Genomic DNA, 24,547 nt, shown 5'->3' with positions numbered 1-24,547 from the left:
TGCCCCGCACCAGTTTCACTCTGCAATCTGCTTGTCTTCGGCATGAAAAATGTGGAGTTCTTGATTTATGCGGTTCAAACGCTCCGAAGGACTCACTCACTCTGAAAAGGTTCTCGCCGGCCTGTGCGACCATTCTTTTCTGAAGCTGTGGACCTATCCCAATCTTTTCAAGAAGCCCGCCAAAGAGCTCACAGACCTGCTGGTGGTGTTCGGAAGCGACATTCTCCTTTTCTCCGACAAATCGTGCGGCTACCCCAACACCGGCAACCCGGCATTGGATTGGTCACGCTGGTATCGAAGATCCATTTCCGATTCAGCGCATCAGGTCGACCAGGCCGAGCGATGGCTGCGTAGCTATCCGGATCGTGTCTTCCTCGATGCTAAATGCACCACACCGCTTCCGCTCGCGCTACCGTCCGGAGCGGACACGCGAATTCATCGCATCTGCGTTGCGCTTGGCGCCGCCGAGCGAGCACAGGCCGACACTGGGAAACGCCGGCTGGCCATCGACCCCTCGGTTCAGAACGACGGGATGCCGTTCACGGTGGGAAACACTGACAGGGCCCGCGACTGGGTACACGTGTTCGATGAGGAGAGCCTGACAATCGTACTTAGCGAGCTGTCGACGATCTCCGACTTCGTTCACTACCTTAACAGCAAAGCGGCTCTCTTTGATGGAGGCCAATTCGTCAGTGCCGATGACGTTGCCCCCAGTTTCTATCCAGTTTTGAGTTCGTTTCCGGCGTGGGTTGTGCCCTGCTGGGCGGGTGAAGCGACGGGCGCTGGCGCGGAGCCTTTGGCATAGCGCAGCGCGAGCGACCGTCGCGGGTTGAAGGTGCTGGCGAACTCGGCCGGTGTCTGCCAGGCGATTTGGGAGTGCGGCCGCGCGGTGTTGTAGTCGGCGTGCCACAGGGCGATGGCTACGCGTGCCTGAGCCAGCGAGGTAAACAGCGTCTCGTTGAGCAGTTCATCGCGCAGTCGGCCGTTGAAGCTCTCGATGAAGCCATTCTGCATCGGCTTGCCGGGCGCAATGTAATGCCATTCGACGCGGCTCTGATCCGCCCAGGCGAGGATGGCGTTCGAGGTGAACTCGCTGCCATTGTCGCTGACGATCATCCTCGGCCGGCCCCGCTCGGTGATGAGCCGGTCCAATTCGCGGGCAACCCGCATGCCCGAGAGAGATGTATCAACGATGAGTGCCAGGCACTCTCTCGTGCAGTCGTCGACGACGGCCATGATGCGGAAGCGGCGCCCGTCGGTGAGCTGGTCCGATACGAAGTCAAGCGACCAGCGCTCGTCGGGCCTCAGCGGCACCAGCATCGGCGCCCTGGTCCCGATCGCCCGTTTGCGGCCGCCACGGCGGCGAACGGCGAGCTTCTCCTCCCGATAAAGCCGGAACAGCTTCTTGTGGTTCACGACCAGGCCCTCCCGCCTCAGCATCACGAGAAGACGCCGGTAGCCGAACCGACGACGCTCCTGCGCGATCGCCTTCATCCGTTCGCGAACCTCGCGGTCGTCCGGCCTGCTGGTCTCGTAGCGAACCGTCATGCGGCAACAGCCGATGGCTTTACACGCCCCGCCGTTCGCTCATCCCGAAGCCTTCCTTCAGGCGAGCGACAGCTTTCCGCTTGGCCGCGGGCGTCACCATTTCTTTCCCACAAGACCCTTCAACGCGGCATTGTCGAGCATGGCGTCGGCCAGAAGCCGCTTCAGCCGCGTGTTCTCGTCCTCCAGCGCCTTCAGCCGCCGAGCCTCGGACACATCCATCCCGCCGAAGCGGGCCTTCCAGTTGTAGATCGAGGCGTCGCTGACGCCGTGCTTGCGGCACAGATCGGCAACCGATACCCCGGCCTCGTGTTCCTTCAAAATTCCGATGATCTGCTCTTCAGAGAAGCGGCTGCGTTTCATGTCCTGGTCCTCTCGATGGGCCAGAACGAACTTCAAACCGGATTAGATCAGAGGGGCAAGGTCACCGAATCCGAACTCGATCTTATGGCCTACTATCTTTGGAACAATCGAACGTTTCCGACGACGGAGCAGCCTTTCCGCCTCGATCCGAACCTCTGGCCCAAAGTCGAAGCCGATCCTTCTTTCCTTCGCGCTCGCGCAGAAAACAAGGTCAGCTATTTCTGGGATAGGCTCATCGAATATGTCACCGGGCATTATCTTGGAGAGACGCTGGAGTTTGGCAACGAGATGGAGATGGCCGACCATGAGCGGCTGGTCAGGATAATGGCAGGCGAGACAAGGCTCTTTCGCCGTATCCTTTCCAACATGATCCTCGAGCGCGCGGCGGCCGCCCGGAAGCACGCAATAGGAAGTCTTCTGGAATCCGGCCAGCCCGACGTGAACTATGTCCTCTATATCGGGCGCGGAGATCAAGGGGGCGATCATGCCGCCTATCGAACAGACCGCGCCTGGAACCTAAAAACTCGGTGCATTGCGGCCAAAGCGGTTAAGCCGGAGAAGCGCTACATCGTTGGTATCGGGCTGGATGCCCGTGGGGTAAAAGGCTCGTCGGAGGACTTCGTCTTGATCGACACCAAAGACTGGTCTTCCGAGGCAATGGAGAAAGCCGAGCATTTGCGCCAGGAACTCGGGTACTTCCTTCCAGGCAAGGTCATCGAGAGCCAGGTACATGTGGACGAATACCTGGATAATTAGGCATTCGCCTAAAAAGACCGGTCTATGGCAGCTTGAGAATGAGATCGCCGATTGCCGCCGCAACGCCGTGAAAATCCAGGCCGCAGAGATAGAGAACGAGCGCGATTCCACCATATTTTCCGATTGCCTTGCCAAATTCTTTGCCTGCTTCGGCAGTCCCGCTGTCCAGAAAAGTACCGCACAGTCCCAGGGAGCGCGTCACAAAGCCATTGGCGAGCCGAGCGAAGCTGTTATGCCATTCCGTCAGCGTGTCCCTTCCAGGCTCGCCGCTAGATAGTACGTTTAGACCACGCCGGGAGAGTCGGATTGCCTCTTCAATCTCGCTGGCATGGGGAAGAAAATCACTGTTACGACCTATCGCCGGATCATCTTGGCGGAGCAAAGATAGGTCAATGCTTTCAAGCCTTGCGAGTGTTTCCCGAACACGTTCGATAATTTCATATCGCAGATCGGCAACGGCACCGTTGGAATATCCTGAGCCGTCGGAAAAGAAACTCCCGTCGCTGTGAGGGATAGAGTACCGGCGGCGCACTGAAGTCTCAGCCCAATAGTCGTCGATCTCGTCAAGGGTTCGCACCTCGAGAGGGTCATAATGTGTTCGCCGTCTCTTGTTCCGGGCCAGGGCAGTTACGGGATCAGCCATGAGGACATGATATACATGAAAGACCCCATGCCAAAATAGACTTCGTGGCGAGGTTCCCGGCTGGATACAACGTCCCGCATTCGGGATATATCGAGGATGCGCGCCTGATCGCGCAAGGAGCACCCGTGCCGACTTGCTACACCTGCGGCGGCGAAATTGAATTTCGGAATATTGGCGGTCGGCCGACGAAAATCCATGTCGATGGTCGCTGGTGTTCCGGTTACAGCAGCGGCCCAGGTGTGGCAGCCGTCAGGCCGTTCGCCACCGTTGTTTCATATGTCAATCCGAACGCGCGTTGCCCGGTCTGCGGCAAACAGGTGTTTTATTACCAGAGCCCCCACAGCGGCCGAGTCTTCGACAATCTGGGTTGGCCATGGCCTAAACATGGCTGCACCGATAATCCGCGATCTCAGCGCGGTGCGGTAGAAACCGTCGCCCAGAATGTCCACGCGGCTTTCAAAAACGCTCAAGGCGAACAGCTCGACCTGTACGAGCTGCTTTCGCTTGCCGAAAAGCGCAACATCGTCCACATGCGCTTCGGCAGCATGAACGAGAACCGAAGCTTCAGCGTGTCATTGCCGCTCGGCCAGCTACGTGAGCACGACATCACGACGGATGATCTCAAAAATGCACCGTCCTTCGTTGTGCGCACATACGAAACACACCGCATCGTCGAATTTATTTCGGGCAGGAAAAGCGGATCGACACACTCAAGCTGGCGCGATCCAGCAAGGCCTCAGCATGAAAACGGCTTTGCTATCAGCTGGACGGTTCGATCAACGTCCTGACTGAGGCGTGACCGGCGGATTTCGGCGCGCAACAGCGTTCTTTGGTCGTCAACACCTCACTTTTGCGGAGACGCGCGGTCCTTTCAGCGGCAGTTAATGCGCCAGCGAGACGCGACGACCGTGGCGTCTTCTCACCCTTAAATTGCGAGAACAACTAGTTTAAGAACGGCGCGCGAACGTTTCCCACTGAGCGAGTTTCGTGCACGCCTTCTGAAACGTACTCTCGTCTTTGACGTATTGCAGGGGGCTCATTCGGCCGAAATCGTCCTCGCGTGCCTTCAGAAACGCAATGGCGTCCTCGAGGGAAAGTCGGCCTTTTGCCAGTTCGGCGATCTTATCTTGATATTTCGCCTTCTCCGCCGCGGCCTCGGCCTCCCGTCGGCGCTGCCTAACAAAGGTCGACAGAGCCTCCCGCGCGCGGGTCAATCCGGCGTCGCTATCCTCCGCCAATTCCACGGGCGACATGTCGTTCATGTCTGCGCGTTTGGTGTTCAGAAACGCATCGAGCTCCGGACTGCACAAGTTCTTTTCCACATCGACGCAAAACCGGTCGAGTCGCGATTGACGGTTGCGGATCGCCTCTTGGAGTTGCTTCTCGCGACGCTCTTCCGCTTGCTTAGCCATCTGGACTTTGCGGCGGGCGATGGCAGCCTCGACCGCTAACCCCAATGTCGCTGGGAGCGGTCCCTGCCCTTTCAGCATCGCTGCAATCTTCTCGACCTTCCCCACGATCTTCGGCGACTCGATATCCGACAGAAGCGCCTTGCGATACGGCAAACCGGATTCCTGGTGGATCGATTGCAACCACATCTCGCCCGTCATGCCTGCACGTTCATTGTCGGGAAGCTCGCCAAGGATCCACTCCACATCCTGCACCGCCGCGTGCATGGCAGCGGTCCTCTGCTTTTCAGCTAGGGTCCGCGCGCTCCACGGTTTGGCGAACGTCACGGCAAGCGCGACATCGTAACCTTGTTGAACCAGGACACCCTCGCCGAGCAGATATTTCAGATAATTGTCGACCGCCTTCCAAGCCGGGGCGAAGCGGGCATCGATCGCGGTGACGTCCTCAGCCACGTCGCTGGACACACGGAGAAAAGGCTTCTGGATCAGACGGCGCTTTTCCAAATGGTTGGCGATCGGCACGGATTTGCACAAGGCGTTGCCGAGGCAGCGATCGTGAAAGGTCTCAGCCAGGATGATCGCTTGCCATACCGCAGGTCGTTCCGAGAAGCAGGCGAAGCCCGCGACTTCGTAACCGATATACTCCAAAAGACCGATCGCTTGAAGTTCGGCCTGACGCGGTATGGCAATGTCTCGGCCGACAGGTTTCGCCAACGCCTGCCTATATGCTGACGCGGTTTCCTCGACCCGGGTTCGGTGCTTTGCCACAGCATCGGCCAGAAGCCTGTTCTGTTCCTTCTGCCATGCGATCTCGTCGGCATCCTGCTGCGCGCGCGCAGCGTCGATGCCGGGATGAAAAAGCCAATGACGCCGTGCGGTTTTCAGCACCGCTTCGGTGATGGCATCCCTTAGCGAATCACGCGGAAGCTTGGATAGAATCGATTTCGACGGCGGGAATCTTGTGTTCCCTGAGGCGCTGGATCTTGGCGTCGTCCGCGAAATGAGTGACCGCAACCTCGACGAACAAGTCAAAGCCGAGAGCACGCACATAGAGATCGGGAATGATCGTCTTGGGATCGGTGTACTCGAGCCGAAGGAATTCAGTTTGCGCCTCTCGCGTAGGCTTCGTCACAACGCGCCTGTTATTGAGCCCAAGCCGCTCGGGCAGCACCATCGTCGGGCTGCAGCGAAACGCTTCCTTGGCCAACAAATGAAGGACCGTCTCAGGACCGCCCCCACATGCCTCGCCGCCATGGTGGGCGAAATGAGGCACCTGCTGATCGTCCTTCAGCCGGGCCACGATTTGACCATCGCAGGCAGGGCAAACACAGCCGCGCAAGCAAGACCGCGCGTGACCTCGCCTATATGGGCCAATGTTCCGTCGGGGCGCTTCCCATAGACGAGTCACGCTCGGTCGGTGCCATAGGACTTCCGCGCTTGATCGTGATCCATACTTGCGACCTGGTGGCGTTTCATCCGATCAAATGGGTTCAAGTTCCGCCACGAACGCCGGCATCGCCTCGGCTATCCGGTTGTAGGCGAGTTCAAATAAGCCGAGCGAGCCGAGCAGCGCATTGGCAATCATGTCACCCGCGCCCTTCGTATCCCCCAATCCACGGCCGAATTCCGTCACATACCGTGTTGGGTCTTGCTTCGAATAGAGGCCAGCGGCACCGGCCAATGGGGATGCGCGATCTCGCTCAAGCTGTCGTAGCTGGCACGCACCCCCGGCACCGCCTTGTTCATCCGGTCGATACAGCTCAGGATTTGCATGGCCTGTGGCCCGTCCGGCCTGTCCCTCGAGCCCGCGAGCAGCCGCATCAACACATCGTTTAGCGCCTGCGGCGAATGGGTATGCCTGGCATTGAGAATCTCCCACATTTTCCACATAAAAGCGGCGTTTTCGGTAAGCGCACGGGTCAACAGAGCGGCAACGCTCAGATCCTCCCGTTCAAGCGCATCGCATGCATTGCGCGCCAGCTCTTCGCTCCGCCAGATCAATGCTTCGCGTGCACAAAGCAATTGGAATGGTGCTTTGGAGCGGACGCCCAAAGCTGCGGCATCGATGGACGACGGCAGACTCTCGCGCAGCCTGGTCGCGGCTTCGCGCGCCTCAACAATCTCTGCAGAAACCATGTTTGGAGCGGCCTCAATTTTCCTGCCTGATTTTATCTGAGTCCCGCCGATCGGCGAAATTCGGCCAACCGAGGCGCGCGAAGCGAACCCGTGGCTTGGTCACACACCCCCCCAAGCCTGGAACCGCTTTCTTCCAGTGATTTCCCGCAAATTCAGTTCGCCGACGAGATCCAGCGCACCCTGCCGGCTAACGTCCAGTTCTTTCTGGACCATGGCCGTCGACACCAATGGCCGCGCCAGCACCAAGTCTATCAGACGGGGCAATTTCGAGCTCGTCCGCCGCGACCGCAAGCGCCGCTCCAGCTGCGTGCGGGCGAGCAACAGCCGGTCATGCTCCTTCAGCCCGGCCGACGCGGTCGCGTCGATGGTCTCGAGCACGGCGAGCAGCCGCACGACTTTGTCGCGGGCGCGCCGCCGCTCACGCGGAATTTTTTGCGCGCCGACATGGAGGCCGATTAGGTGGTTGGCGGTCGTGCCTGTCCGCCGCAGCAGGGCCCCGGCCAGCAGCGGCCCGAGCCATGGCGCGTGTTGCAAGACCTCGATCTCGGTCCAGGCGTCGATGAGCAACGCGACGCGAAGCACAGTAGGCAGATCTTTAGTTGCCTGCAGCACAGCCTGCCACTCGGCCAGCCGTTCGTCCTCGTCCCAATCGAGATCGTAGACCAGTGTCGGCCGGTTCTCCGCGATCGGCGTTTTTAGACCGGCCTCGATGCCGGCGAGCACGTTTGTCGAGTGGGCGAGCAATGCATCGATTTCGGCGAACTCTTGCGCCAGCGCGTCCTGCTCGGCCGACGACGCCGCTTCATCGGCGCCCTCCTCAGACGGGGCCCCCTTCCCTTCCCGACCGCCTCGCGCCTCCACCACCGAAGCACAGCGGCCGGTCAGCTGGCGCAGGCCCTCCCCGCTCAGCGCCCAGTCGGGTGCGCGGGCAAAAATTTGGCGGCGGGCGCGCAAAACCGCATGCGCACGGGTGAGTTCGTGCGTTGGGGTGCGAATGTCCATATAGGCGTCGTGTAGGACGAGGTCTTCGAGGTGGACGAGCTCGCCCTCGAGCCACAGCGCGGCGGCTGCGTCGGCGAAGTGCTGGCGCTCGACAAACCCTTCGCGGACCGGCGAACGGGCCAGCCGCTCGTCGAGCCGGGCGAGCGCCTCCGTCGCGCGGGCCACGGGTCCTATCAGGGTTTCGAGGGATAAAAGACCGATGTCGTAAGCCATTGTTTTCATGATGGCTGATTCGCGTTAGTCAAGCTATCTCGATGTTAAGTTGACTTGTTGGGGATTTTCTCTGGCGCTCTTATCACTATCGATAATCACCTCTTATCGATAGTGATTGTTTTTGCGGCGCAAATCAGCCATTTTCGGCCCAAGATGGCCGCCGACGACGTCCCGCGCGGCCGAGAATGACGCAAGGCGCGGCTTTCTACCGCGCAAAAAGGGCCCACCGGCATGAGCGAAGAAAAACCCGTCCGCCTGCCCGACCCCGCTTCGGTCGAAACCGCGCTCGCAGCTCTGGAGGCGCAGTCGGCCGACGCCGAGCTCGCCCCTGCCCTCAACAAGGCCTTTCCAGGCTTTTCGTTCTCGACCGCGCCGGTCGACGACTTTTACTGGCGCGGCGACGCCCGCACCGTCTTGTCCGCCCATGGCACCCGCCTCGGCGACCATCGCGCCTGGGTGGAAAAAGAGCTGGCCGAACTCAACGGCGATCTCACCGCGTTCTGGATCCGGCATCGCGAGGACGGGACAAAATTCGCCGAATGGCGCGGCGCCAGCGCCTTCGCCTTTGCGCCGACCGGGCCGGGCGTCGCCGATTTTTTGCAACTCTCGCTCGGCCGCGAGCTCGAGGTTTTGGCCGGACCCGTGGTCGATCCCGATTATCGCCCCTATAGCGCCGACGATCTTTTGGAGCCGTCCTGGGTGCGGCGCGAGCCTGATGCGGTCGCGCCCGTGCTTGCCGGGCCCATCTACCGGCTGCGCGGCCGCGCCGGCAGCGGCATCGTTCACATGCGCAGTTTTCTGGCGCGCGGGGCCCGCATCGAACGCGAGCAGCGGGAGGCGCGCCGAACCGAGCTCGAGAACAGCGTCCTTCATGAGGTTGGGCCCGCCGGCACACGAGACATCCCCTTGCTGGAAGCCAGTCCCGGGTGGTTCGATTTCGTACCGCGCGAAAACCGCTTTTTTGCCGACTGGCAGCGGTCGAGCGCTTGCGGCCACCGCATTTTTGACCATTGGGCCTTCGACATGCACGATCTCGAAGATCGTGGCCGGCGCGAGATCGGCTTTATCCCGCGGCCGCTCAAAATGCCGGCAGAGCGGCTGCCGATGGAAGACAGTATTTCGGTGCATCGCCTGATGGAGCGGACCGAGGCGATCGACGCCGAGATTGGCCTGCCCTTCGCCTGGTTCTTTCTGATGACGCACGGGCACTGGGTCGATCCGGACGTCGGCGATGCGATCGCTGAAGGCCTGCGCCAAGGACGGGTGCGCCTGCCAGACCGCGATGCCGCCGTGCTGCTCGCCTGGGCAGACAAAAAATATCTGTTCTGAGCCGCCGTCATGGATCTTCGCCTGCCAAAGCCCTTACCAGACCAAAAACTGCGCCGTGCGGAGGCGCTCGATGCGCTGGATTCGGTGCTGCCATTCGACCGGCGCGATTTTCTGGCCGAAATCCTCACCGACGACGATGTCGCCACACTGCGCCATCTCGCCAAGGAAGGCCTCGGCGAGAATTCCCTGCGCGCCCTGGCCTCGGATCTCGGTTACCTCGAAGCCTGGTCGCTGGCCGCGACCGGTTTTTCGCTCCCCTGGCCGGCGCCGGAGGCGCTGCTGATAAAATTCGTCGCCCATCACCTGTGGGATCCCGCAAAGCGTGAAACCGACGTTTCGCACGGCATGCCGGAAGACGTGACCGCGGCGTTGAAGTCGGCCAAACTGTTGCGCGTCGATGGACCGCACGCGCCGAACACCGTGCGCCGGCGTTTGTCCAGCTGGTCGACGCTGACCGGCTGGCGCGGTTTTGTGGGAAAATTCAATGCGCCAGGCCTGCGCAGCGCCATAAAACTCGCGGTGCGCGCCAGCGCCCGCCCGCGCGGCCGCAAGAGCAAGAAAGCGGTGACCGCCGACATTTTGACCGCGCTCCTAAAAGCCTGCGCCGGCGACCGTCTCGTCGACGTGCGCGACCGCGCCGTTCTCATCACCGCCTTCGCCTCAGGCGGCCGCCGCCGCAGCGAGATTGCTTCGCTCAGGTTCGAGCAGATCGTCGAAGAAGAGCCGGTACCCGCCGATCCCAAGAATCCCGGCGGCGAAAAACTGCCGTGCCTGTCGATCCGGCTCGGCCGGACAAAGACGACACAGGCCGACAGCGACGCCTTCGTGCTGCTGGTCGGCCGGCCGGTGCTGGTCTTGAAGGAATGGCTCGAGCGCGCCGGGATCAGGGAAGGCGCCGTGTTCCGCGGCATCGACCGCTGGGGCAATCTCAAAAAACGCGCGCTGACGCCGCAAGCCGTCAACCTGATCCTGAAGCGCCGCGTCGCCGAGGCCGGGTTTGATCCGATGGCGTTTTCCGCCCACGGCCTGCGCTCCGGCTACCTCACCGAAACCGCCCGTCGCGGCATTCCGCTGCCCGAAGCCATGCAGCAGTCACAGCACCGCTCCGTGCAGCAGGCCTCGAATTACTATAACGACGCCGAGCGGACGCTCGGGCGAGCGACGCGGATTCTTGCCTGACCGGATTGGCAGATGCCTGAGATGCTCTTGGTCCTAGGGCGTTCGCTCGATGTAGATCTGTCGACGGCGCCGAACAGCGTTGCGGCAGTCATCGTTCAATCTCAATGACCTCGACGCTTATCCCGCCGGCGCGCTTGGAGCCCAAATGTTTGGTCTTGAATCCAACGAGATCAGCAATGCCGTCCCTATCGGTTAGCAAGACGACACGTTCATGATCTTCGAGTAGGCTGGTGATGGGATCGTGCAGGCTTGTATGGCCGCGACGTGAGCGTCTAATGTCGTTGGTGACGAGGTCGAGCTGACCGACGCTTTGAATCTCGGAGTCGACCAGGGCTACCGCTGCTGTGCGCCCTTCCGCGACCGAGGATAAGAGTCCGGCGAAGTCTGGCGCGTCGATCGCAGTCGACATTGACGCTGATACATCGACCGCGAGCATGAGGAGCGGTCCCGCATCGACACCAGTCCTGCGGAAGACTGGCTCGCCCACGTAGTCCCGAACAATCTTCTTCAATGTTTCGCGCTGTCTCAGGTGGCTTGGCGTCAAATCACCGATGACGACGCATCGGCCGCTGACATCGCGATCGACTGCCTGGAAGCTCTCCCGCGCCGGGCCATGATTGACGAGTAAGACCCTCGCGGCGCGATGCGCCCGGGCATAGTCGATCAGTGCCTCGCGGAATCGTGCCGGAGACCCGCGCTTGTAATGCTTCACCTCGATCACAAGACCGCACTCTTCCCGATCCCCGAAGCGGCGCCACAGGCTGTAATCGGGTTGGACGTGGCCCGTGCGGCCATGCCCGATTGGCGCGATGAGAGGGCTGCGCCGCTCGGCGAACAACCTCACTTTCGGGTGGCTCGAACGCACTGTCGCAATGACAGACTCTCGAAACGCGAAGGTGATACGGCCTTTCTCGTGATGGAGCGCGCAATCGTGGTCGTCGAGTGCGTTGACGATCTCGGTCGCGATCCAAACGGCATAGAGCTCGTGGCGACGCTGCCAGATAGGCAGAGATAGAATGCGCTCCAATTCCGGCAGCTCCGCCCGAATGCCAATCTTGCGTCTCGGGTAGCGGCTTAACGCAATAGCAAGCCGTTGCCCGATCATGCGTTGGCTTGCCTCATCCAACGACACATACCGCCCGAGCTGCGCCACTATGAAGCCAAGTTGAAAGTCAGTCTCATGCTGCGCGACAGTTCCTAAGTTGAAGCCGTCGCCGCTCTCGAACCCGAGCCTGCGATCCCAATAGTCTCGCATCATTGTCTCGCGATCTGGCCAAGCGCGGCGAACGCTGTCTGCCAGAACGGTGGCGATCGAGATCGCATCCCGAAACCCAGCCGAGACATGATTGGCGTGGAGCGAGCGAGGGAAAGGGAGGTAAAGTCCCCTATCATGATACATTTGCTGCCAGTGATCGACATCTGGGACACCAGTCTTCGCGCGCCATTCTGCATCGATTAGGTCATCACCCGCCCGCAAGATTGCCGAAGCGCCGTCGGAATCGACAGCTGGAACATCCACTTCGCAATCGAGCGCATTCCAAGTCTCGAGAAACTTCTCGAAATGCTTCAGTTCGAAGTGTTCCTCGTCGATATGGATATCCCATTGGGAGCGGCCCTGCTGCACTCCGGCAGCCTGGAAGAAGCTCAGGATGGCGCGGAACATGGCTACGAACGGCTCTGCCAAGTCAAAGACAGCTCTGACGAGATGATCGGTGGAACTGGAGCGCAGCGCCTCCTCCAGTGTGGCGGCCGATGGCGATAGTGCGGTGCGCAGGTTCTCCCCGAAATCAGCATCGCGATCGTCGAGCTCAAGCCCGCCCGCCGCACAAAGCCTGCTCCATGCCTCGAAGCTGTCGCGCGCCACACTGGTCATATTTTTCCTCCGCAAAGATGCGCGTCGATGCTAACCGAGAACCCTCACCCTGTCCTTGTTTGATCGGCTTTGCGCCCGCAGCGCCGCAATCAGCATCGGCGGTGACGAAATCCGCCAGCTGTTGCTTGTCGGCAGGCACACGCTGATAGCAACGGAAAGCCCCGGCCTCCCCCGTTACGCGCCAAACAGCCGCCGGTCCCAGTAGACGGGCTGGTGCAGACTGGTCTCGATCCTTGAAAACTCCGGATGCGCTGGATTGATCAGCACATTGCAATCGAGACGCGCCACGACACTCGGCACCAGCAGGATGACGCTGCGCCGTGCTAAACACCAGGTTTCGCCAAATCCCTTGCTCACCGTCGCCGGCATCGAGTCCCAGCCGGGCAGTGAGGGCTGGGAAAAGACCTCGTAGCTCAGTCCGCGCGGGATCGTGATTTCGATGTAGTGCTGGTTGGGCGGCAGGCGGCCGCTGCCATGCACCAGCTTTTCCAACAGGGCCGTCGAATAGTGCTCGCTGGTGTAGATGATAGGACTTCCGGGCGTGTTCCATCGCCCTGGCGCGATTGTCGAGCCGATCGCGTCGAAGATCGGGTAGGTGCCGGCGGGATCACCGATACGAAAGGACGATAGCGTGCGATCGAGAGACTGCGCCGTCACGCAGCACTGCCGTACTTCAGACCTGCGAGGATATCGACCACCATTTCGGCGCCGAACTCGCTCAGGAGAACGACGTCGATCGGTCGCTTGTCCTCAATCATCGGGTGCGGCCGAAACAGGAAATCGCGCGCTTCCTCTTCGTTCTGCCAGACATCGACAGCCAGACCCCAGACGCGCGCCACGCGGGCCAATCGGGTGCCCTCGTCCGACGACAGGCGATGCACCATCTTGCGCCGCTCGTAGGTCGCCTTGGGGATCAGCCGATATTTGAACTGAGCATCGCCAGGCGCCAGAAGATGCGCAACGCGCTCGAGCGCCCCGATGGGAAGTCCATCCTCGATCCGGGAGATCAGCCCGAAAGGCGACCGCGCCGCCACCTCTTTAACGGGCAGCCCCAACACGTCGGCGACATTTCCGAACGCTAGCATTTCACTCTCCATTCCATTTGAGGCAAAATATAGCCTCACCTGATGCGTCATGCAAGCCCCCGCATCAGCGCGAGCCGATCCGCCAACGGTCACCCTGTCATCTTTGCTGTCACGCCGTTCGCTCGTAATGCCGCCATCAGCATCGGCCCGACCGAAAACGCCCCTGTCCTGGCCTTGTCAGTCAGCACGCGCAGGTATCCGCCGGCGGAATTGATGTGCTGAGCGCGTTGCAGGATGCAGGCAATCACGATCGCGGCGGTTTCCTGGCCCATCGCATGACAGGCCTCCTCATACGCCGACGGCGAGACACCAAGGTAGCCCCTCACCTGGGCGGCGGTAATCATGAAATCGCGCCAATTGTCGATCCCATCAACGGCGTAGTCCGAAATTTCGGGGCAGGCCTTTAGCACCATCCCCAGCGGATATGTTTTCGGGGCCTCTGCGGTCCTCGTCCTGGGCTCGGCCGTCGACCCGCTTTTCTCTAAAGCAGGTTCAAATTCAAAAATAGAGTCGGTGTTTGAATCAGATTGCTGCCGCTCGTTTTGAGAGTCATTGCCGCTCGGATTCGTGGATTTCATATGAATTTCCAGCAGCTTATCCACACCATCACGCAAGGCGGCCAGATCGGCTACGATCGGCTCAAGCTCGGGGACGCTAGCGCGGCGCGGAATCGCCTCCACAACGCCGCGGAATCGCTTCCACAGGCCTCCCCAGTCGCCCGGGACATCTTCGTCAAGCGCGGCCTCGATCAGCTTGTGGATGTCGCGGCGGTGCAAGGTGATCCGCTCGCGCATAAGCCTGAGCGCTCGGCTGTCTGCGCGAACGCGTTCGGCCGCCGCCTCGAACTCATAAGCACGTGCCAGCAGCGGCGCCAGGGAGAAGCCAAATGCTTCCTCGATCTCCCCTCCCCGGCCCTTGCGGGCGTAACGCTTGCCGTTCGGGCTATCCCGACGGATGATCAGCCCGCAGTCTACAAGAGCCGCCAGGTGCCGCCTGACCGTGGCATCGGGCATTCCGTGCGCCCTGAGCGACAGCTGTGCGTTCGAGGGAAAGACGATGAGGTCGTTTTCCTCACTCAATTCACTGTCAGGATAGAAAGATAGCAACGCATTCAGCACGGCCAGGGCACGATCGCCGATGCCGACGACGCTCTTGCCTTCGCAGAGGTTGCGGTAGATCTGCCACTTGTCGACGACCCTGCCCTTGGGGATCTCACGTGACTCGTTTTGCGCTGCCAGCATGGCAAGCGACATCGGCCGCCGCCCAAAGGGCGTCGTTGCAATACCCGTCTCCATTTTCTTTCACCCTCGATTAGGCAAAAGAAATCTGCTCGCCAAAACGACGCCAATGACTCTTGACAGTGATTCGTGGAGATGCGATTCTCAGAGTGCTTAGTTCAGAGAGAGGCTTCCACGGCTTGCCGTTCGGGGGCCTTTTTCTTTTGCGGTTTCAGTCTCCTCGTTTCGTGGTGGACTTCCGAAAGGCCTCAAACAGGTCGTCCAGTTGTCCGGCGATAAACGCTGCGAAGCGCGATCCTTCAGCCTCTCCCACGGCAATCACGGCAGTTTTTCCATTGTCTTTGAGGCTGACGCTGACCGTTTTGTCTGGAGCAGCCCAGGATTTCGTAGCAATCTTGGGCTTTGACGGCTTGACCGGACCCGCAGGTTCTTTGATCGCATTAGTACCCACCGGCAGCGTCCCAAGCAGCATAATGAATCTGTCATCGGACGTTGCCTCGCGGAATTTGTTTTTGTGAGTAAGATCGAAGACTTTCGCGAGTGAGCCTTCTACGGAATAGCGGTTTGAGAATTCCTGCCATCGTCCTCGACCTATCCCGGGAGCTTTACCGATCGATTGCAGTATCTCCTTGTCGACCGAGGAGGCGATTTTGATCATCTCGGAGACGTGCGATTTTCCTGTCGACAACGAAGCGCAGATGGTGTCCCGTTTGTATCCTGCTTCCTGCTGCGCAAGCGCAAAAGCGCATTTTTCGATGTATGAAAGATCCTCTCGAGCGGTGTTTTCTTCCCCTTGGAAAATGACTGCTTGTTCATCATTCAACTCGCGGACGGCCGCTTTGAAGGCGATCCCAAGCTGCTTGGCGGCCGCTAGTCTCCTCCGACCATAGACGATTTGAAACTCGCCATCCTTGCCTTGTACTGGCCGAACCAATCCAGGCACAATTTGACCGCGCTCCCGCATGGATTCTGTGATTTCAGCAATGGCGGAAATCTCGTAAGCGTCATCATATCGATCGGTGATAGATGACGGCCTTATTTTGTCGGGATCGAGTTCAATGATTTGCTCGCCTGACTTCAGTAACTTGTCAGCGATATCGCTTCGTTCTTGCATTTGGCGGACACCAGCCGCCACCTTCATCAGGTGCGGCGATGACGTGCGACGGCTGAGATTCTCCTCCGAATTCTCCTCCCCGAGTTGCCCCAAAACAGCAGCAAACATGCCCTTAGAGTCTTTACGGCTCACTGTTCACGCCTCCATGCCATTGTGATGAGGCTTTCTATTTCCGCGTTCGCGGCATTGATGGATTCGATTGCACGATCATAAGTTTTAGGTGCGGAGAACCTCGATCGTTGCACCTCATAGAGGCTCTGCTTCCAAGTAAGAGCGTCCGCGACCGCAGTGGATTTGGAGACGGAATTGAGCAGTAGATCCTCGCCAAACACTTGACGCATTAGCGCCTGCATATTGGCTTGCGGATGGTCGTTGGCCTCAAATTTTGTGATGAGGAATTTTGCGAAATCCCAACGCGCGCCGGCACCGGCCTCATCCAGGATTTGCATATAAGACGCGGCCAGCTCCAAAAACTTGCCCGTGGAGTCGACATCGAGCATGTGCGCTGGAACGGGGATTAGGACCCCGGTAGCGGCAGTGAGCGAGGAAAGCGTCAGGAAATTTAGTGACGGCGCACAGTCGAGAAGAACAATATCGTAGCGATCGACGATCTGTTCGAGGGCCTGTGACACTCGAAGCAGAAAACTGGTTCCACCGTTCTTGCGCATTTCAAGGGTAACGGCGGTTTCGAATTCGGTCAGCTCAAGGCCGGCGCAGATGACGTCGAACCCGATGATATGAGTCTGATGTACAATCTTTTCCGTTGGCACCGGATCATCAAACCGAATCGCCGAGTAAAGGGTGTCACCTTCTCGGTAGTCAAATCCCGGTAACGCTCCTTGCAGACTTGTTAACGACGCTTGGGGATCCATGTCGACTGCGAGAACGCGATATCCTCGTAGTGCCAACCAATGACCCAAGTGAATAGTGGTCGCTGTCTTGGACGATCCGCCCTTGAAGTTCGTGACCGCGATGATCTGGCAATCCTCGCCTTTAACACGACGAGGATTGATCCATTTCTTCCGTGCCTTTTCCGCCAGGTGCATCCGAAGGTCCAGCACCTGCTCCACAGAATATAGGCGCTTCCCGGTGGCCGTTGTCTCTGGCTCGGGTCCCTGCCCCTTTAAAGAGACCTGCCGTATGTAAGCTTCGGTCACTCCCAGCAATGCTGCCACTTCCGTCGAAGTGAATTTGCGCATGGTACGAACCGCGTCAGGAGGATACTGAGCCAGCGAAAGATTGTTGAGTGCCTTCTCGAGTTTCGTCGAGAAGGTATTCATGAACTGAAGGCTGCTTAGATGCCGCGTCACCGAGATTCTCCTCTTGCACCCAGCGCCTATTGATAGCGACTGTGGTTAACAAGCTGTTAACGCCACGCCAACTACGCCAACTTTTCGAATTACGCGGTTTTTCCGTTACTGGGCTTATGCCCGATTCGGGGAATTCGGGCAAATGGGACATACGGCAGTTCCCAGCTGGGAACTTTCGCTATCGCTGTCTCCCCTATGCCGTCAAAATTGCGCATCAGGTGTTGAAAACTATAGCTATGAAGGTGGTCACGCAGCATGGGCGCACGGGCGAGCCCGTTGCCCGCCTTGTTCTGGTGGATAGTCGACGTCGACGTGCCGGTTGGCTCTAGCTTCCGCGTGCAGCGGCGAGCGACCTACAAAGGCGCGGGCAGCTTTCGGCGCCTGGAGAGATGCCCCCACATTGGTGCGGCGGCGAAATTCCCCTTGTGACGGCAGGCACGGTACTCGCCCAGTCCCTAAGGGTGTCACATCCTTCGCGTCGGAGACGATCGGATGTGTTTGTGATGCAGCCATGCCACGACGCTTCCGATGTCACTTCGGTAATCGCGCCTACCAGGTTGGCCAATTAGACGCCCGACGTCCCCCTCCCTGCAACAAGCATTCCGCGCCAAGCGGTTCTCGAGAATGGCAACTCAACGGCTAGGATTTGTCGCCAGGCATCCCACGCGATTTGACAGCAATCACCACCGTTTGGCACGCGGGCGTCCAGTCCACGCGCACCCTCCTCCAGTGCGTAGTCGATGAGGCAAGCGGGAGGCTGCTGAAGTCGCCAGGCAGCCTGCCTCTGAGTCTGTGTTGGTGAAGGATCCAAACTTTTCGCACAAGTCTTAGTCTAGCACGCCACCACCCGTACTTTAAGTTCCCAGCTGGGAACAGCTTTATCAAGTTGGAGGGATGCACGGCACCAAGAAACCCTGGACACTCATCAACTTTACGGTTGCGCATGTGGCTCTCGGGCGCATTGGCGCATCCCGTGTCACCTGCGGGTGTGGGCGTACCGCACCACAAATTCTGACGCCTTAGTTAGAACTCGAAACCCGTCACGCGGTCGCTGACACTTGCGTGTCATCTCGGCGCTGGGGTGGCAGCTGCTTTTTGCACATAGCGCTCGTCGAGCTCGGCTGAGGACGCGCGCAGCGAATGGCCAGAAAACTTCTGTTCACGCCTTCGGTGAGATCGCCGCGCACACCGGCAGCCAAGGCCGTGCGCTTGACCAGCCGTGCGACTTCCTGATCGTTGAGCCGTTCAGCGCCGACCGTTTCACCCTGACCAGTAACACGGCGGAACAAGGGGCCCCATGGGCAATGCGGGCAAACTTCAGCCAGGCCTGAAGTCCGACAACCGGGCAGGTGGCGTCGGACGAGCCGCGACCAATTTCGACCTCGCGCCAGCCGATCTTGCCCCGCAACGTAGCCAGCCACGCCCATGTCTGGAAAAAATTCAATCCAGCCGCGACTGACTTCGGTTTGATCACGCGCAACCCCAGGCCGAGAACCGGAGGCCTGGGCCGTGATGTAGAGGCCGACGATTTGTGGATCTGGCGGCGGCGGATCAAACGACTGACGCCGGCAGCAGGTCGCGCGCACGGTCGGCTCAATCCGCGTGCGTGCTAGGCAGCACCTCGAATTGGTTCGGTGCCGAGCTTGAAAGCCGCCCAGAATTGCCATATATTTTGCACAAGAAATATGACTCTCAATATGGTAGGATGAATTCTGTGGCTCATGCACTGAAGATCCCCGAGCAGAATGGACCTCTCATCTTGTCCTATATGGACCGGAACGGGAAGATTGCGATCGAGCAGGTCGCGGACGGGTTTGGCATGTCCAAGGGCCAGTTGGCCCAGACCGCTGGTCTTGCTCGCGAGACCCTTTATCGGTCGGAGCGCAGCGCTACGGTTAAGACACAGGGGCGTCTGCGGGAAATGCTTGAGATCATCAGTCGCGTGACGGATTGGGCGGGCGGCAAGGAGCAGGCGATGGCTTGGTATCGAGCTCAGCCGCTTCCAGCATTTGGCGGACGCACTGCTGAAGCGCTGGTGAAGGATGGCAAGGCCGCTGCGGTCCGTGATTATCTCGATCACATGGCCGTTGGTGGTTTTGCTTGAGGTTCATTGGAACCTGCTACCGCGCACACGATCCACGTTGGGCATTCAAGCCGACTTCCGGCGAAGGGGCGGCGATCAGAGGTGCGCGGTTCAATCCCAAAGGCGTGCCGGCGCTCTATTTGGCGCTGACCATCATGACAGCGGTCAAGGAAGCCAACCAGGGGTTCGCGCACCGGATCGATCCTTGCGTGCTGTGTTCCTATGAGATCGACTGCGATGACATCGTGGATCTGACAACGGACGAGGCGAGGGGAGAATTTTCTATCGCGCTCGAGGAGATGGCCTGCACCTGGGGGACGGCGCTCAGCGACGGAGAGCGCCCAGCGTCCTGGTCCATCTACGACCGCTTGCGACCTCGAAATATTGCCGGCATTGTGGTCCCAAGTTTCGCGCCTAGCGCCGAGATAGAGGATCGTAACCTGGTACTTTGGGACTGGGGTCCGGGTCTGCCGCACAAGATAACTGTATTCGACCCGAGCGGCCGGCTGCCGAAGGACCAGCTATCCTGGCGATAACGCACTCTCGGCATCCGAAGGGCAGGGGAGGAGTGTTTCGCCTTACAGGCCTGATGCTTTGGTGAGGTTGACCCGGAAGCGGTCACGCCGCCGCTGATACCTGCGGGTCATCTCAGCGCTGGTATGGCCGAGTTGCTTCTGCACATAGCGCTCATCGACTTCGGCCGAGGAGGCGAGGCCCGCGCGCAGCGAATGGCCGGAAAACAGCTTTCCGCGTTCGCCTTCCGTCAGGTCGCCGCGTACGCCGGCCGCCAGCGCGGTGCGCTTGACGAGGCGGGCGACCTCCTGGTCGTTGAGCCGCTCGGCGCCGACTTTTTTGCCTTGCCCCGTCACCCTTCGAAACAGCGGCCCGTGGCCGATACGGGCCAGCTTCAGCCAGGTTTCTAGCGCGACCACCGGGCAGGTCGTGTCGGATGAGCCGCGCCCGACTTCGACCTCGCGCCAGCCGGTCTTGCCTCGCAGGCGCAACAGCATGCCCTTGTCCGGGAAAATTTCGATCCAGCCGGAAGAATCCTCGGTCTGGTCGCGGCCGCAATCGAGACCGACGACCTCGGAGCGGCGCAGGCCGCCGGCAAAGCCGAGGAGCAGCATGGCGCGGTCACGGAGGCCGCGCAACGTGCCGCGGTCGAGCGTCTCCAGCATGGCGATCAGATCTTCGGGCAACACCGCCTCCTTTTGCCGGGGCGGGGAGGCGTGTTTGTTGCGGATGCCGGCCATGACGGTGGCGATGTGCCGGTCTTTTCGGTCAAGCGGCTGGCCGCGCTGCGAAAAATTCCAGGACAGCGACGACAGCCGCCGCTCGATCGTCGACACGGAGTTTGGCGTCTTGTCGCCAGTGGCCGTGCCGGATGCGCAAGCGGTGATGTACAGCCCGACGACTTGCGGCTCGGGCGGAAACATCTCGACGCCTTGGCGCCGGCACCAGCTCCCAAAATGCTTCCAGTCGGCGGCGTAGGCGCGGCGGGTGTTGGCCGAGCTCGCCGCCTCGACATAGTCGCGGGCGCGATCGGCGAGTTTTTCCAGATGCGCCGGCACACGCGTCTGGCCGCCGCTGATCGGCAAGGCAGGGGAGGGGGCTTTCGCAGGCTCGTCTTCCGGCGCCTGGTCCATCGCCATGACGATCGATACGATGTCCGGCAGCTCGCCGTCGGGACTGTCGGCGCCGGCCCTGGGCTCGGCCGACACCGGTGCGGCGGAAACAACGTCTTGCGGCCCGGTGCTGTGGGACGCTCCGGAGGGTCGCTGCGGGCGATTTTTGGGCTTCTGCTCGCTGAAAACGGCCATTTCCTCTATAAAGACGAAAACGATAATGCAACATTATCGTTCGTTATATCTGCACGACAGGCTGTGCGTTTTGGCGCAAAAATCGTGGCGCAAAGCGCACCGGCACTTTACCCTCCCAATCATGATTCGCCTTGATCCCGCGACCGCCAGCCCTATTACCACGCCGACTGTGCCTACCTGGGCGCTTGCCGCCGGCGGCGCATCGAGCGACGCCGCCGCCGCCTTCCAGGCCGGCGCCGCCCTGGCCGCGCTCGACGCGCTCGCCCGCGCGCAAGCCAGCTGGGCTGGCGCCTGGCGGCAGCGGCTGGCGCTTCGCTGTGCCGCCGCCAGCATGCGGCTTGCCCGCCGCGCCGAGGACGCGGCCGCGTTGCGCGACGCCTGGTACCTGCGCCCGGCCGGCGCCGACCCCGGCCCCGCCGGCGCCATCCTTGCCGCCTGGCGGCAGTTTTCCGTGCAGCCGCCCGTTGTCACCGCCGATCGTTTGGCCAAGATCGTCGAGATGCTCGGATTCCACTGGGACGGCGCGGCGCTCGCCGCGCTTTGTGAACACATTGACGACCTGGCGCGCTCGGGGCGGCCGGCGCCGTTCGCCGCCGCGGCGATCGCCGCCCAGGTCGTTGCCATGCGGCCCGATGCCGAGCTTCTGGCCTGGTGGCTGGCCGACCTGGTATTGGCGCAAAACCTGGGCTGGCCGCGGCCGCTGCCGGTCCTGATGGCACACGCTTTTGGTCCGGCTTTTCGCGCCACGGCCGACGGCGGCCGGAGAACAAAGCCGGGGGAGCAAAATTTTGAGCGCGCGGTTTGCCTGGCGCTGGTTCAGGCGGCGGCCGAGGCCTGCCGGCTGGCCGCCGAGCTGTCGCGTCGCGCGGAGCGGCTCATCGCCGTCGCGCCGAAGCTCAGAGCAAAGGGGGCGGGTGAGGTGATCTTTTTGCTGCTCAATGAAGACGCCGTCTCCGGCTCGCTGGCGACCAAAAACCTGTCGCGTTTTGCGACGCGGCGGCTGTTCGAGCGGCTGCAACAACTCGATGCGGTGCGCGAGCTCTCCGGCCGCCCCAGCTTCCGGCTGTTTGGGCTGTAGCGATGAGCGAAGCGTCCGCCCGTAGGAAGCCAAACGTTCAGCCGGCTTTGCTGGATACCGAGCTGGAGCACCTTCCGGCCGAGCTGCGCTGGCGCGAGTGGATGGGCCGGGTCGAAGCGGTGATCTTTGCGGCAAATGAACCGGTGACACGTAGCGTCCTCGCGCGGGTGGTGGGAAGGAATTGCAACATCGAGCTGATCATCGACGACATCCGCGCCGAGCTCGCCGGCCGCCCTTACGAGCTGGTCGCGGTCGCTGGCGGCTGGCAGCACCGGACTAAAAAGGCCTTTGGCGACATCATCCACGCCGCCTTTGGCACGGCAGGGCAGGGGACAAAAGAACTGTCGCAATCCGAAGCGCTGGTCTTGATGTGCATTGCCTATTTCCAGCCGATCACCCGTGGCGAGCTGTCGAGCTTCTTCGGCAAGGAGGTGTCGCGCGACCTGATCGGCGTGCTGCGCGCGCAGGAGCTGATCGCGTCGGGTCCGCGCAGCCCGCAGCCGGGCGCGCCCTACACCTATGTGACGACAAAAAACTTTCTGTCGCAGTTCGGGCTCGACACGCTGCGCCAGCTGCCGGATTTCGAAGCGCTCGAGGATGCTGGCCTGCTGTCGAAGGAGAAGCTGCTGGCGGGCGACATCATACCGGGGTTTTCAGATTGCGATCAGGATGACGGTCCGGAATCCGACATCTGAAAGCAGGCCCAATCCGACCTTGAGGTTTGCAGCCCAACATCGCCTTTAGCCGCCATGCGTCAGGCGACCCTGGGTCCGTTACTCCCGGCGATCGATGCTGAGATTTTGTAGCGGCCCTGGTCGCTATGGCACTTGCCGTCATCCAGGTTCGCATGTCGTCCAAGAAGTCGCCTCAGCCGGCCACTTCCTGTCATGTTCAGCCATATCCGATTCAAGAGGTCTTGTCTGAGACACGACACACTGAGCCGCGACAGCCCGGTGCGAAAAACAGGCTTCCTCTTTGTTTTAACACGGTGGCACGCCGATTGCATTGGACCGAGAAGGCGCGGAGTTTAGCCATCAACCTCCATCAATCAGAAGTTCCGAGCCAATGAACTGATAGCGGACAATCCAAGGAGTAGCTCATGCGGGTAGCCATCGTGACGGACGTTGATTCTACGGACGTGATCAACCGCTTCGGTCAGCCTTGTCCGAAGCCGCCGCAGCGATGGCCGAATTGGGGCACAACTAGAAGCGTGGTCTCGGGCACAATTAGTAGCGTGGTGGTCGGCACTGCACGAGGTCGGCCACGAGACGCTGCTGTGCGAAGGCGACGAAACACTGCTCGCTACGCTCGAGCGATTCATGCCACCCGATCCGCAAGCCCGTCCCTCGGGTATCGTCTTCAACTTGGCGGAGGGCACTCATGGCGAGCACCGTGTAACGCAGGTTCCGGCTATGCTTGAGATGGCCGGTGTTCCGCACACCGGATCGAGCCCGCTCTGGCTTGGTGTAACGTATGATGAGGTCATCACCAAGGCACCCATCCTCAACAGTGGCGTGCCGACACCAAACTTTCGCTTCATGCGCCTGGGAACCGAGAGTACCGGCGACGTGCGATTCCCGGTGGTAGTGAAGCCGCGCACGCCCGCTCAGTTGAGTCAGGCTGTGGAAGCGGTCGTCACACAGTATGCGCAGGATGCGCTCATGGAAGAATACATTGACGGTCGTGAAAACTGCGTTGCGCTGCTTGGAAACGGAGAGCTCGAGGTATTTCCCTCGGTGGAGATCGAGCTCGGCGAAACTGGTATTTATACTTGGGAAGCGAAGTACCAGGCGGCCGCGAGCCGGCCGAAAGTTTGCCCGGCGGAAATTGGGAGCCGCCTTGCGACTTTGGTGCAAGATATTTCGGTTGCATCCTTCCGTGCGTGCCAGTGCCGGGACTATGCCCGCGTCGACCTCCGGATCGATCGCGCGGGCCAGCCGTTCGTCCTGGAGATTAACCCGCTGCCGGGGCTCAACATCCACTCTATTTTTGCTACAGCCGCAATGACCGCCGGACACAGTTACTCAAGCCTGATAAATCGAATCCTCCATGTCGCCCACCTGCGCTGCTTCGGAATTGGCATCCCCCGGCCATGTTGGACATCTTGAAATTGTCTCAATGGCGGGGTGGGTGTGAACGCCCAGGAGACAAACCAGGCGCCCTCTTGGGCAATCTGGGCGGCCAAAACCTGAGCTGGAACCTCTTGCGCAGTTTTTGCATCATCGCTGAAGAGAGGAGCATCACCGGCGCCGCAAAACGTCTTCACATGAGCCTGCCCTCCGTGAGCCTTGAGTTGCAAAAACTCGAGGATCAACTCGACTGCAAGCTCGTCTTCCGCGACCCTCGCCATTTTGCGCTGACATTACGTGGC

At 60.5% G+C, this 24,547-nt stretch carries 24 protein-coding genes and 2 pseudogenes; 11 read left to right on the top strand and 15 right to left on the bottom strand.

Features of this window, described 5'->3' with window-relative positions; all coding sequences use genetic code 11:
• Positions 1-67: 67 nt before the first annotated feature.
• Positions 68-805 carry a hypothetical protein gene (locus AC0L28_RS29035; RefSeq protein WP_473481621.1) on the top strand — a complete coding sequence of 246 codons (738 nt, stop codon included), beginning with the start codon at positions 68-70 and terminating at the stop codon, positions 803-805.
• Here AC0L28_RS29035 and AC0L28_RS29030 read toward each other — a convergent pair.
• Positions 718-1,908 (bottom strand): annotated as a pseudogene (locus AC0L28_RS29030) (IS3 family transposase). The gene AC0L28_RS29035 and the pseudogene AC0L28_RS29030 overlap by 88 nt on opposite strands.
• Before the next feature lie 15 nt (positions 1,909-1,923).
• Here AC0L28_RS29030 and AC0L28_RS29025 point away from each other — a divergent pair.
• Positions 1,924-2,664 carry a hypothetical protein gene (locus AC0L28_RS29025; RefSeq protein ID WP_473481619.1) on the top strand — a complete coding sequence of 247 codons (741 nt, stop codon included), beginning with the start codon at positions 1,924-1,926 and terminating at the stop codon, positions 2,662-2,664.
• A 22-nt stretch (positions 2,665-2,686) separates the two neighbouring features.
• On the opposite strand, the gene AC0L28_RS29020 is transcribed toward AC0L28_RS29025, so the two are convergent.
• Positions 2,687-3,307, bottom strand: coding sequence for a hypothetical protein (locus tag AC0L28_RS29020; protein ID WP_473481617.1), 621 nt, complete (start codon positions 3,305-3,307; stop codon positions 2,687-2,689).
• 44 nt (positions 3,308-3,351) lie between these two features.
• Here AC0L28_RS29020 and AC0L28_RS29015 point away from each other — a divergent pair, with 44 nt between their 5' ends.
• Entirely contained in the window at positions 3,352-4,095 is a 744-nt protein-coding gene (locus AC0L28_RS29015; RefSeq protein WP_473481615.1) for a hypothetical protein, read from the top strand.
• Positions 4,096-4,254: 159 nt separating this feature from the next.
• Here AC0L28_RS29015 and AC0L28_RS29010 read toward each other — a convergent pair whose 3' ends face one another.
• The 5 genes from AC0L28_RS29010 to AC0L28_RS28990 form a co-directional block, all read right to left on the bottom strand.
• Positions 4,255-5,604: a hypothetical protein gene (locus AC0L28_RS29010; RefSeq protein ID WP_473481613.1), complete on the bottom strand. Its 1,350-nt coding sequence runs from the start codon at positions 5,602-5,604 to the stop codon at positions 4,255-4,257.
• Positions 5,605-5,632: 28 nt separating this feature from the next.
• Positions 5,633-6,016, bottom strand: a complete 384-nt coding sequence (locus AC0L28_RS29005) for a competence protein CoiA family protein (protein ID WP_473481612.1) — start codon at positions 6,014-6,016, stop codon at positions 5,633-5,635.
• 180 nt (positions 6,017-6,196) lie between these two features.
• On the bottom strand, positions 6,197-6,349 hold the full coding sequence (locus tag AC0L28_RS29000) for a hypothetical protein (RefSeq protein WP_473481611.1): 153 nt from the start codon (positions 6,347-6,349) through the stop codon (positions 6,197-6,199).
• Entirely contained in the window at positions 6,346-6,852 is a 507-nt protein-coding gene (locus tag AC0L28_RS28995; RefSeq protein ID WP_473481610.1) for a hypothetical protein, read from the bottom strand. Before AC0L28_RS28995 ends, AC0L28_RS29000 begins: the two co-directional genes overlap by 4 nt.
• 99 nt (positions 6,853-6,951) lie before the next feature.
• Positions 6,952-8,067 (bottom strand): RHE_PE00001 family protein, encoded by a 1,116-nt coding sequence (locus AC0L28_RS28990; RefSeq protein WP_473481609.1) that lies wholly within the window; start codon positions 8,065-8,067, stop codon positions 6,952-6,954.
• Positions 8,068-8,298: 231 nt separating this feature from the next.
• Between AC0L28_RS28990 and AC0L28_RS28985 the strand changes: the two genes are divergently transcribed.
• Complete coding sequence (locus AC0L28_RS28985; protein WP_473481608.1) at positions 8,299-9,396, top strand: hypothetical protein; 1,098 nt, start codon at positions 8,299-8,301, stop codon at positions 9,394-9,396.
• 9 nt (positions 9,397-9,405) lie between these two features.
• Positions 9,406-10,575: a tyrosine-type recombinase/integrase gene (locus tag AC0L28_RS28980; protein ID WP_473481607.1), complete on the top strand. Its 1,170-nt coding sequence runs from the start codon at positions 9,406-9,408 to the stop codon at positions 10,573-10,575.
• Between the two features lie 88 nt (positions 10,576-10,663).
• On the opposite strand, the gene AC0L28_RS28975 is transcribed toward AC0L28_RS28980, so the two are convergent.
• From AC0L28_RS28975 to AC0L28_RS28945, 7 genes and pseudogenes are all read right to left on the bottom strand, one after another.
• Positions 10,664-12,448, bottom strand: a complete 1,785-nt coding sequence (locus tag AC0L28_RS28975) for a hypothetical protein (protein WP_473481606.1) — start codon at positions 12,446-12,448, stop codon at positions 10,664-10,666.
• A gap of 174 nt (positions 12,449-12,622) precedes the next feature.
• Positions 12,623-13,105, bottom strand: coding sequence for an RES family NAD+ phosphorylase (locus AC0L28_RS28970; RefSeq protein ID WP_473481605.1), 483 nt, complete (start codon positions 13,103-13,105; stop codon positions 12,623-12,625).
• Positions 13,102-13,533, bottom strand: a complete 432-nt coding sequence (locus tag AC0L28_RS28965; RefSeq protein ID WP_473481604.1) for an antitoxin Xre-like helix-turn-helix domain-containing protein — start codon at positions 13,531-13,533, stop codon at positions 13,102-13,104. The genes AC0L28_RS28970 and AC0L28_RS28965 overlap by 4 nt, the downstream gene beginning before the upstream one ends.
• A gap of 89 nt (positions 13,534-13,622) precedes the next feature.
• Positions 13,623-14,828: a plasmid replication protein RepC gene (repC, locus tag AC0L28_RS28960; RefSeq protein ID WP_473481603.1), complete on the bottom strand. Its 1,206-nt coding sequence runs from the start codon at positions 14,826-14,828 to the stop codon at positions 13,623-13,625.
• A 154-nt stretch (positions 14,829-14,982) separates the two neighbouring features.
• Positions 14,983-16,017 carry a plasmid partitioning protein RepB gene (repB, locus tag AC0L28_RS28955; protein ID WP_473481602.1) on the bottom strand — a complete coding sequence of 345 codons (1,035 nt, stop codon included), beginning with the start codon at positions 16,015-16,017 and terminating at the stop codon, positions 14,983-14,985.
• On the bottom strand, positions 16,014-17,195 hold the full coding sequence (repA, locus tag AC0L28_RS28950) for a plasmid partitioning protein RepA (RefSeq protein WP_473481601.1): 1,182 nt from the start codon (positions 17,193-17,195) through the stop codon (positions 16,014-16,016). The genes repB and repA overlap by 4 nt, the downstream gene beginning before the upstream one ends.
• A 976-nt stretch (positions 17,196-18,171) precedes the next feature.
• Positions 18,172-18,676 (bottom strand): annotated as a pseudogene (locus tag AC0L28_RS28945) (site-specific integrase); the annotation flags it as partial.
• A gap of 233 nt (positions 18,677-18,909) precedes the next feature.
• Here AC0L28_RS28945 and AC0L28_RS28940 point away from each other — a divergent pair.
• Both AC0L28_RS28940 and AC0L28_RS28935 read left to right on the top strand, forming a co-directional pair.
• Positions 18,910-19,299 carry an MbcA/ParS/Xre antitoxin family protein gene (locus tag AC0L28_RS28940; RefSeq protein ID WP_006339603.1) on the top strand — a complete coding sequence of 130 codons (390 nt, stop codon included), beginning with the start codon at positions 18,910-18,912 and terminating at the stop codon, positions 19,297-19,299.
• Complete coding sequence (locus AC0L28_RS28935) at positions 19,296-19,814, top strand: RES family NAD+ phosphorylase (RefSeq protein WP_473481600.1); 519 nt, start codon at positions 19,296-19,298, stop codon at positions 19,812-19,814. Before AC0L28_RS28940 ends, AC0L28_RS28935 begins: the two co-directional genes overlap by 4 nt.
• A gap of 42 nt (positions 19,815-19,856) precedes the next feature.
• Here the strand turns inward: AC0L28_RS28935 and AC0L28_RS28930 are convergent, their stop codons facing one another.
• Positions 19,857-21,098, bottom strand: a complete 1,242-nt coding sequence (locus tag AC0L28_RS28930) for a site-specific integrase (RefSeq protein ID WP_473481599.1) — start codon at positions 21,096-21,098, stop codon at positions 19,857-19,859.
• Between the two features lie 121 nt (positions 21,099-21,219).
• Between AC0L28_RS28930 and AC0L28_RS28925 the strand changes: the two genes are divergently transcribed.
• The 4 genes from AC0L28_RS28925 to AC0L28_RS28910 all read left to right on the top strand — a co-directional run.
• Positions 21,220-22,176: a DUF1403 family protein gene (locus tag AC0L28_RS28925; RefSeq protein ID WP_473481690.1), complete on the top strand. Its 957-nt coding sequence runs from the start codon at positions 21,220-21,222 to the stop codon at positions 22,174-22,176.
• A gap of 2 nt (positions 22,177-22,178) precedes the next feature.
• Complete coding sequence (scpB, locus tag AC0L28_RS28920; RefSeq protein ID WP_473481598.1) at positions 22,179-22,871, top strand: SMC-Scp complex subunit ScpB; 693 nt, start codon at positions 22,179-22,181, stop codon at positions 22,869-22,871.
• A gap of 624 nt (positions 22,872-23,495) precedes the next feature.
• A complete protein-coding gene (locus AC0L28_RS28915) occupies positions 23,496-24,284 on the top strand; it encodes a D-alanine--D-alanine ligase family protein (RefSeq protein ID WP_473481597.1) in 789 nt (262 codons plus the stop codon).
• A 56-nt stretch (positions 24,285-24,340) separates the two neighbouring features.
• Positions 24,341-24,547: helix-turn-helix domain-containing protein (locus AC0L28_RS28910; RefSeq protein ID WP_473481596.1), on the top strand; the 207-nt coding region annotated here is incomplete at its 3' end.

It is taken from the genome of Mesorhizobium sp. WSM4847 (assembly GCF_055811335.1).
The sequence above is the reverse complement of the archived record's forward strand: the minus strand, read 5'-3'. Positions and strand labels throughout refer to the sequence as shown.

Excerpts from the sequence above, each read along its gene's own strand:
- AC0L28_RS29035 (WP_473481621.1), top strand. The coding sequence starts at position 68 with ATGCGGTTCAAACGCTCCGAAGGACTCACTCACTCTGAAAAGGTTCTC.
- AC0L28_RS29025 (WP_473481619.1), top strand. The coding sequence starts at position 1,924 with ATGGGCCAGAACGAACTTCAAACCGGATTAGATCAGAGGGGCAAGGTC.
- AC0L28_RS29020 (WP_473481617.1), bottom strand. The coding sequence starts at position 3,307 with ATGGCTGATCCCGTAACTGCCCTGGCCCGGAACAAGAGACGGCGAACA.
- AC0L28_RS28995 (WP_473481610.1), bottom strand. The coding sequence starts at position 6,852 with ATGGTTTCTGCAGAGATTGTTGAGGCGCGCGAAGCCGCGACCAGGCTG.
- AC0L28_RS28990 (WP_473481609.1), bottom strand. The coding sequence starts at position 8,067 with ATGGCTTACGACATCGGTCTTTTATCCCTCGAAACCCTGATAGGACCC.
- AC0L28_RS28985 (WP_473481608.1), top strand. The coding sequence starts at position 8,299 with ATGAGCGAAGAAAAACCCGTCCGCCTGCCCGACCCCGCTTCGGTCGAA.
- AC0L28_RS28980 (WP_473481607.1), top strand. The coding sequence starts at position 9,406 with ATGGATCTTCGCCTGCCAAAGCCCTTACCAGACCAAAAACTGCGCCGT.
- AC0L28_RS28975 (WP_473481606.1), bottom strand. The coding sequence starts at position 12,448 with ATGACCAGTGTGGCGCGCGACAGCTTCGAGGCATGGAGCAGGCTTTGT.
- AC0L28_RS28965 (WP_473481604.1), bottom strand. The coding sequence starts at position 13,533 with ATGCTAGCGTTCGGAAATGTCGCCGACGTGTTGGGGCTGCCCGTTAAA.
- repC (WP_473481603.1), bottom strand. The coding sequence starts at position 14,828 with ATGGAGACGGGTATTGCAACGACGCCCTTTGGGCGGCGGCCGATGTCG.
- AC0L28_RS28930 (WP_473481599.1), bottom strand. The coding sequence starts at position 21,098 with ATGGCCGTTTTCAGCGAGCAGAAGCCCAAAAATCGCCCGCAGCGACCC.
- AC0L28_RS28925 (WP_473481690.1), top strand. The coding sequence starts at position 21,220 with ATGATTCGCCTTGATCCCGCGACCGCCAGCCCTATTACCACGCCGACT.
- scpB (WP_473481598.1), top strand. The coding sequence starts at position 22,179 with ATGAGCGAAGCGTCCGCCCGTAGGAAGCCAAACGTTCAGCCGGCTTTG.
- AC0L28_RS28915 (WP_473481597.1), top strand. The coding sequence starts at position 23,496 with ATGCCACCCGATCCGCAAGCCCGTCCCTCGGGTATCGTCTTCAACTTG.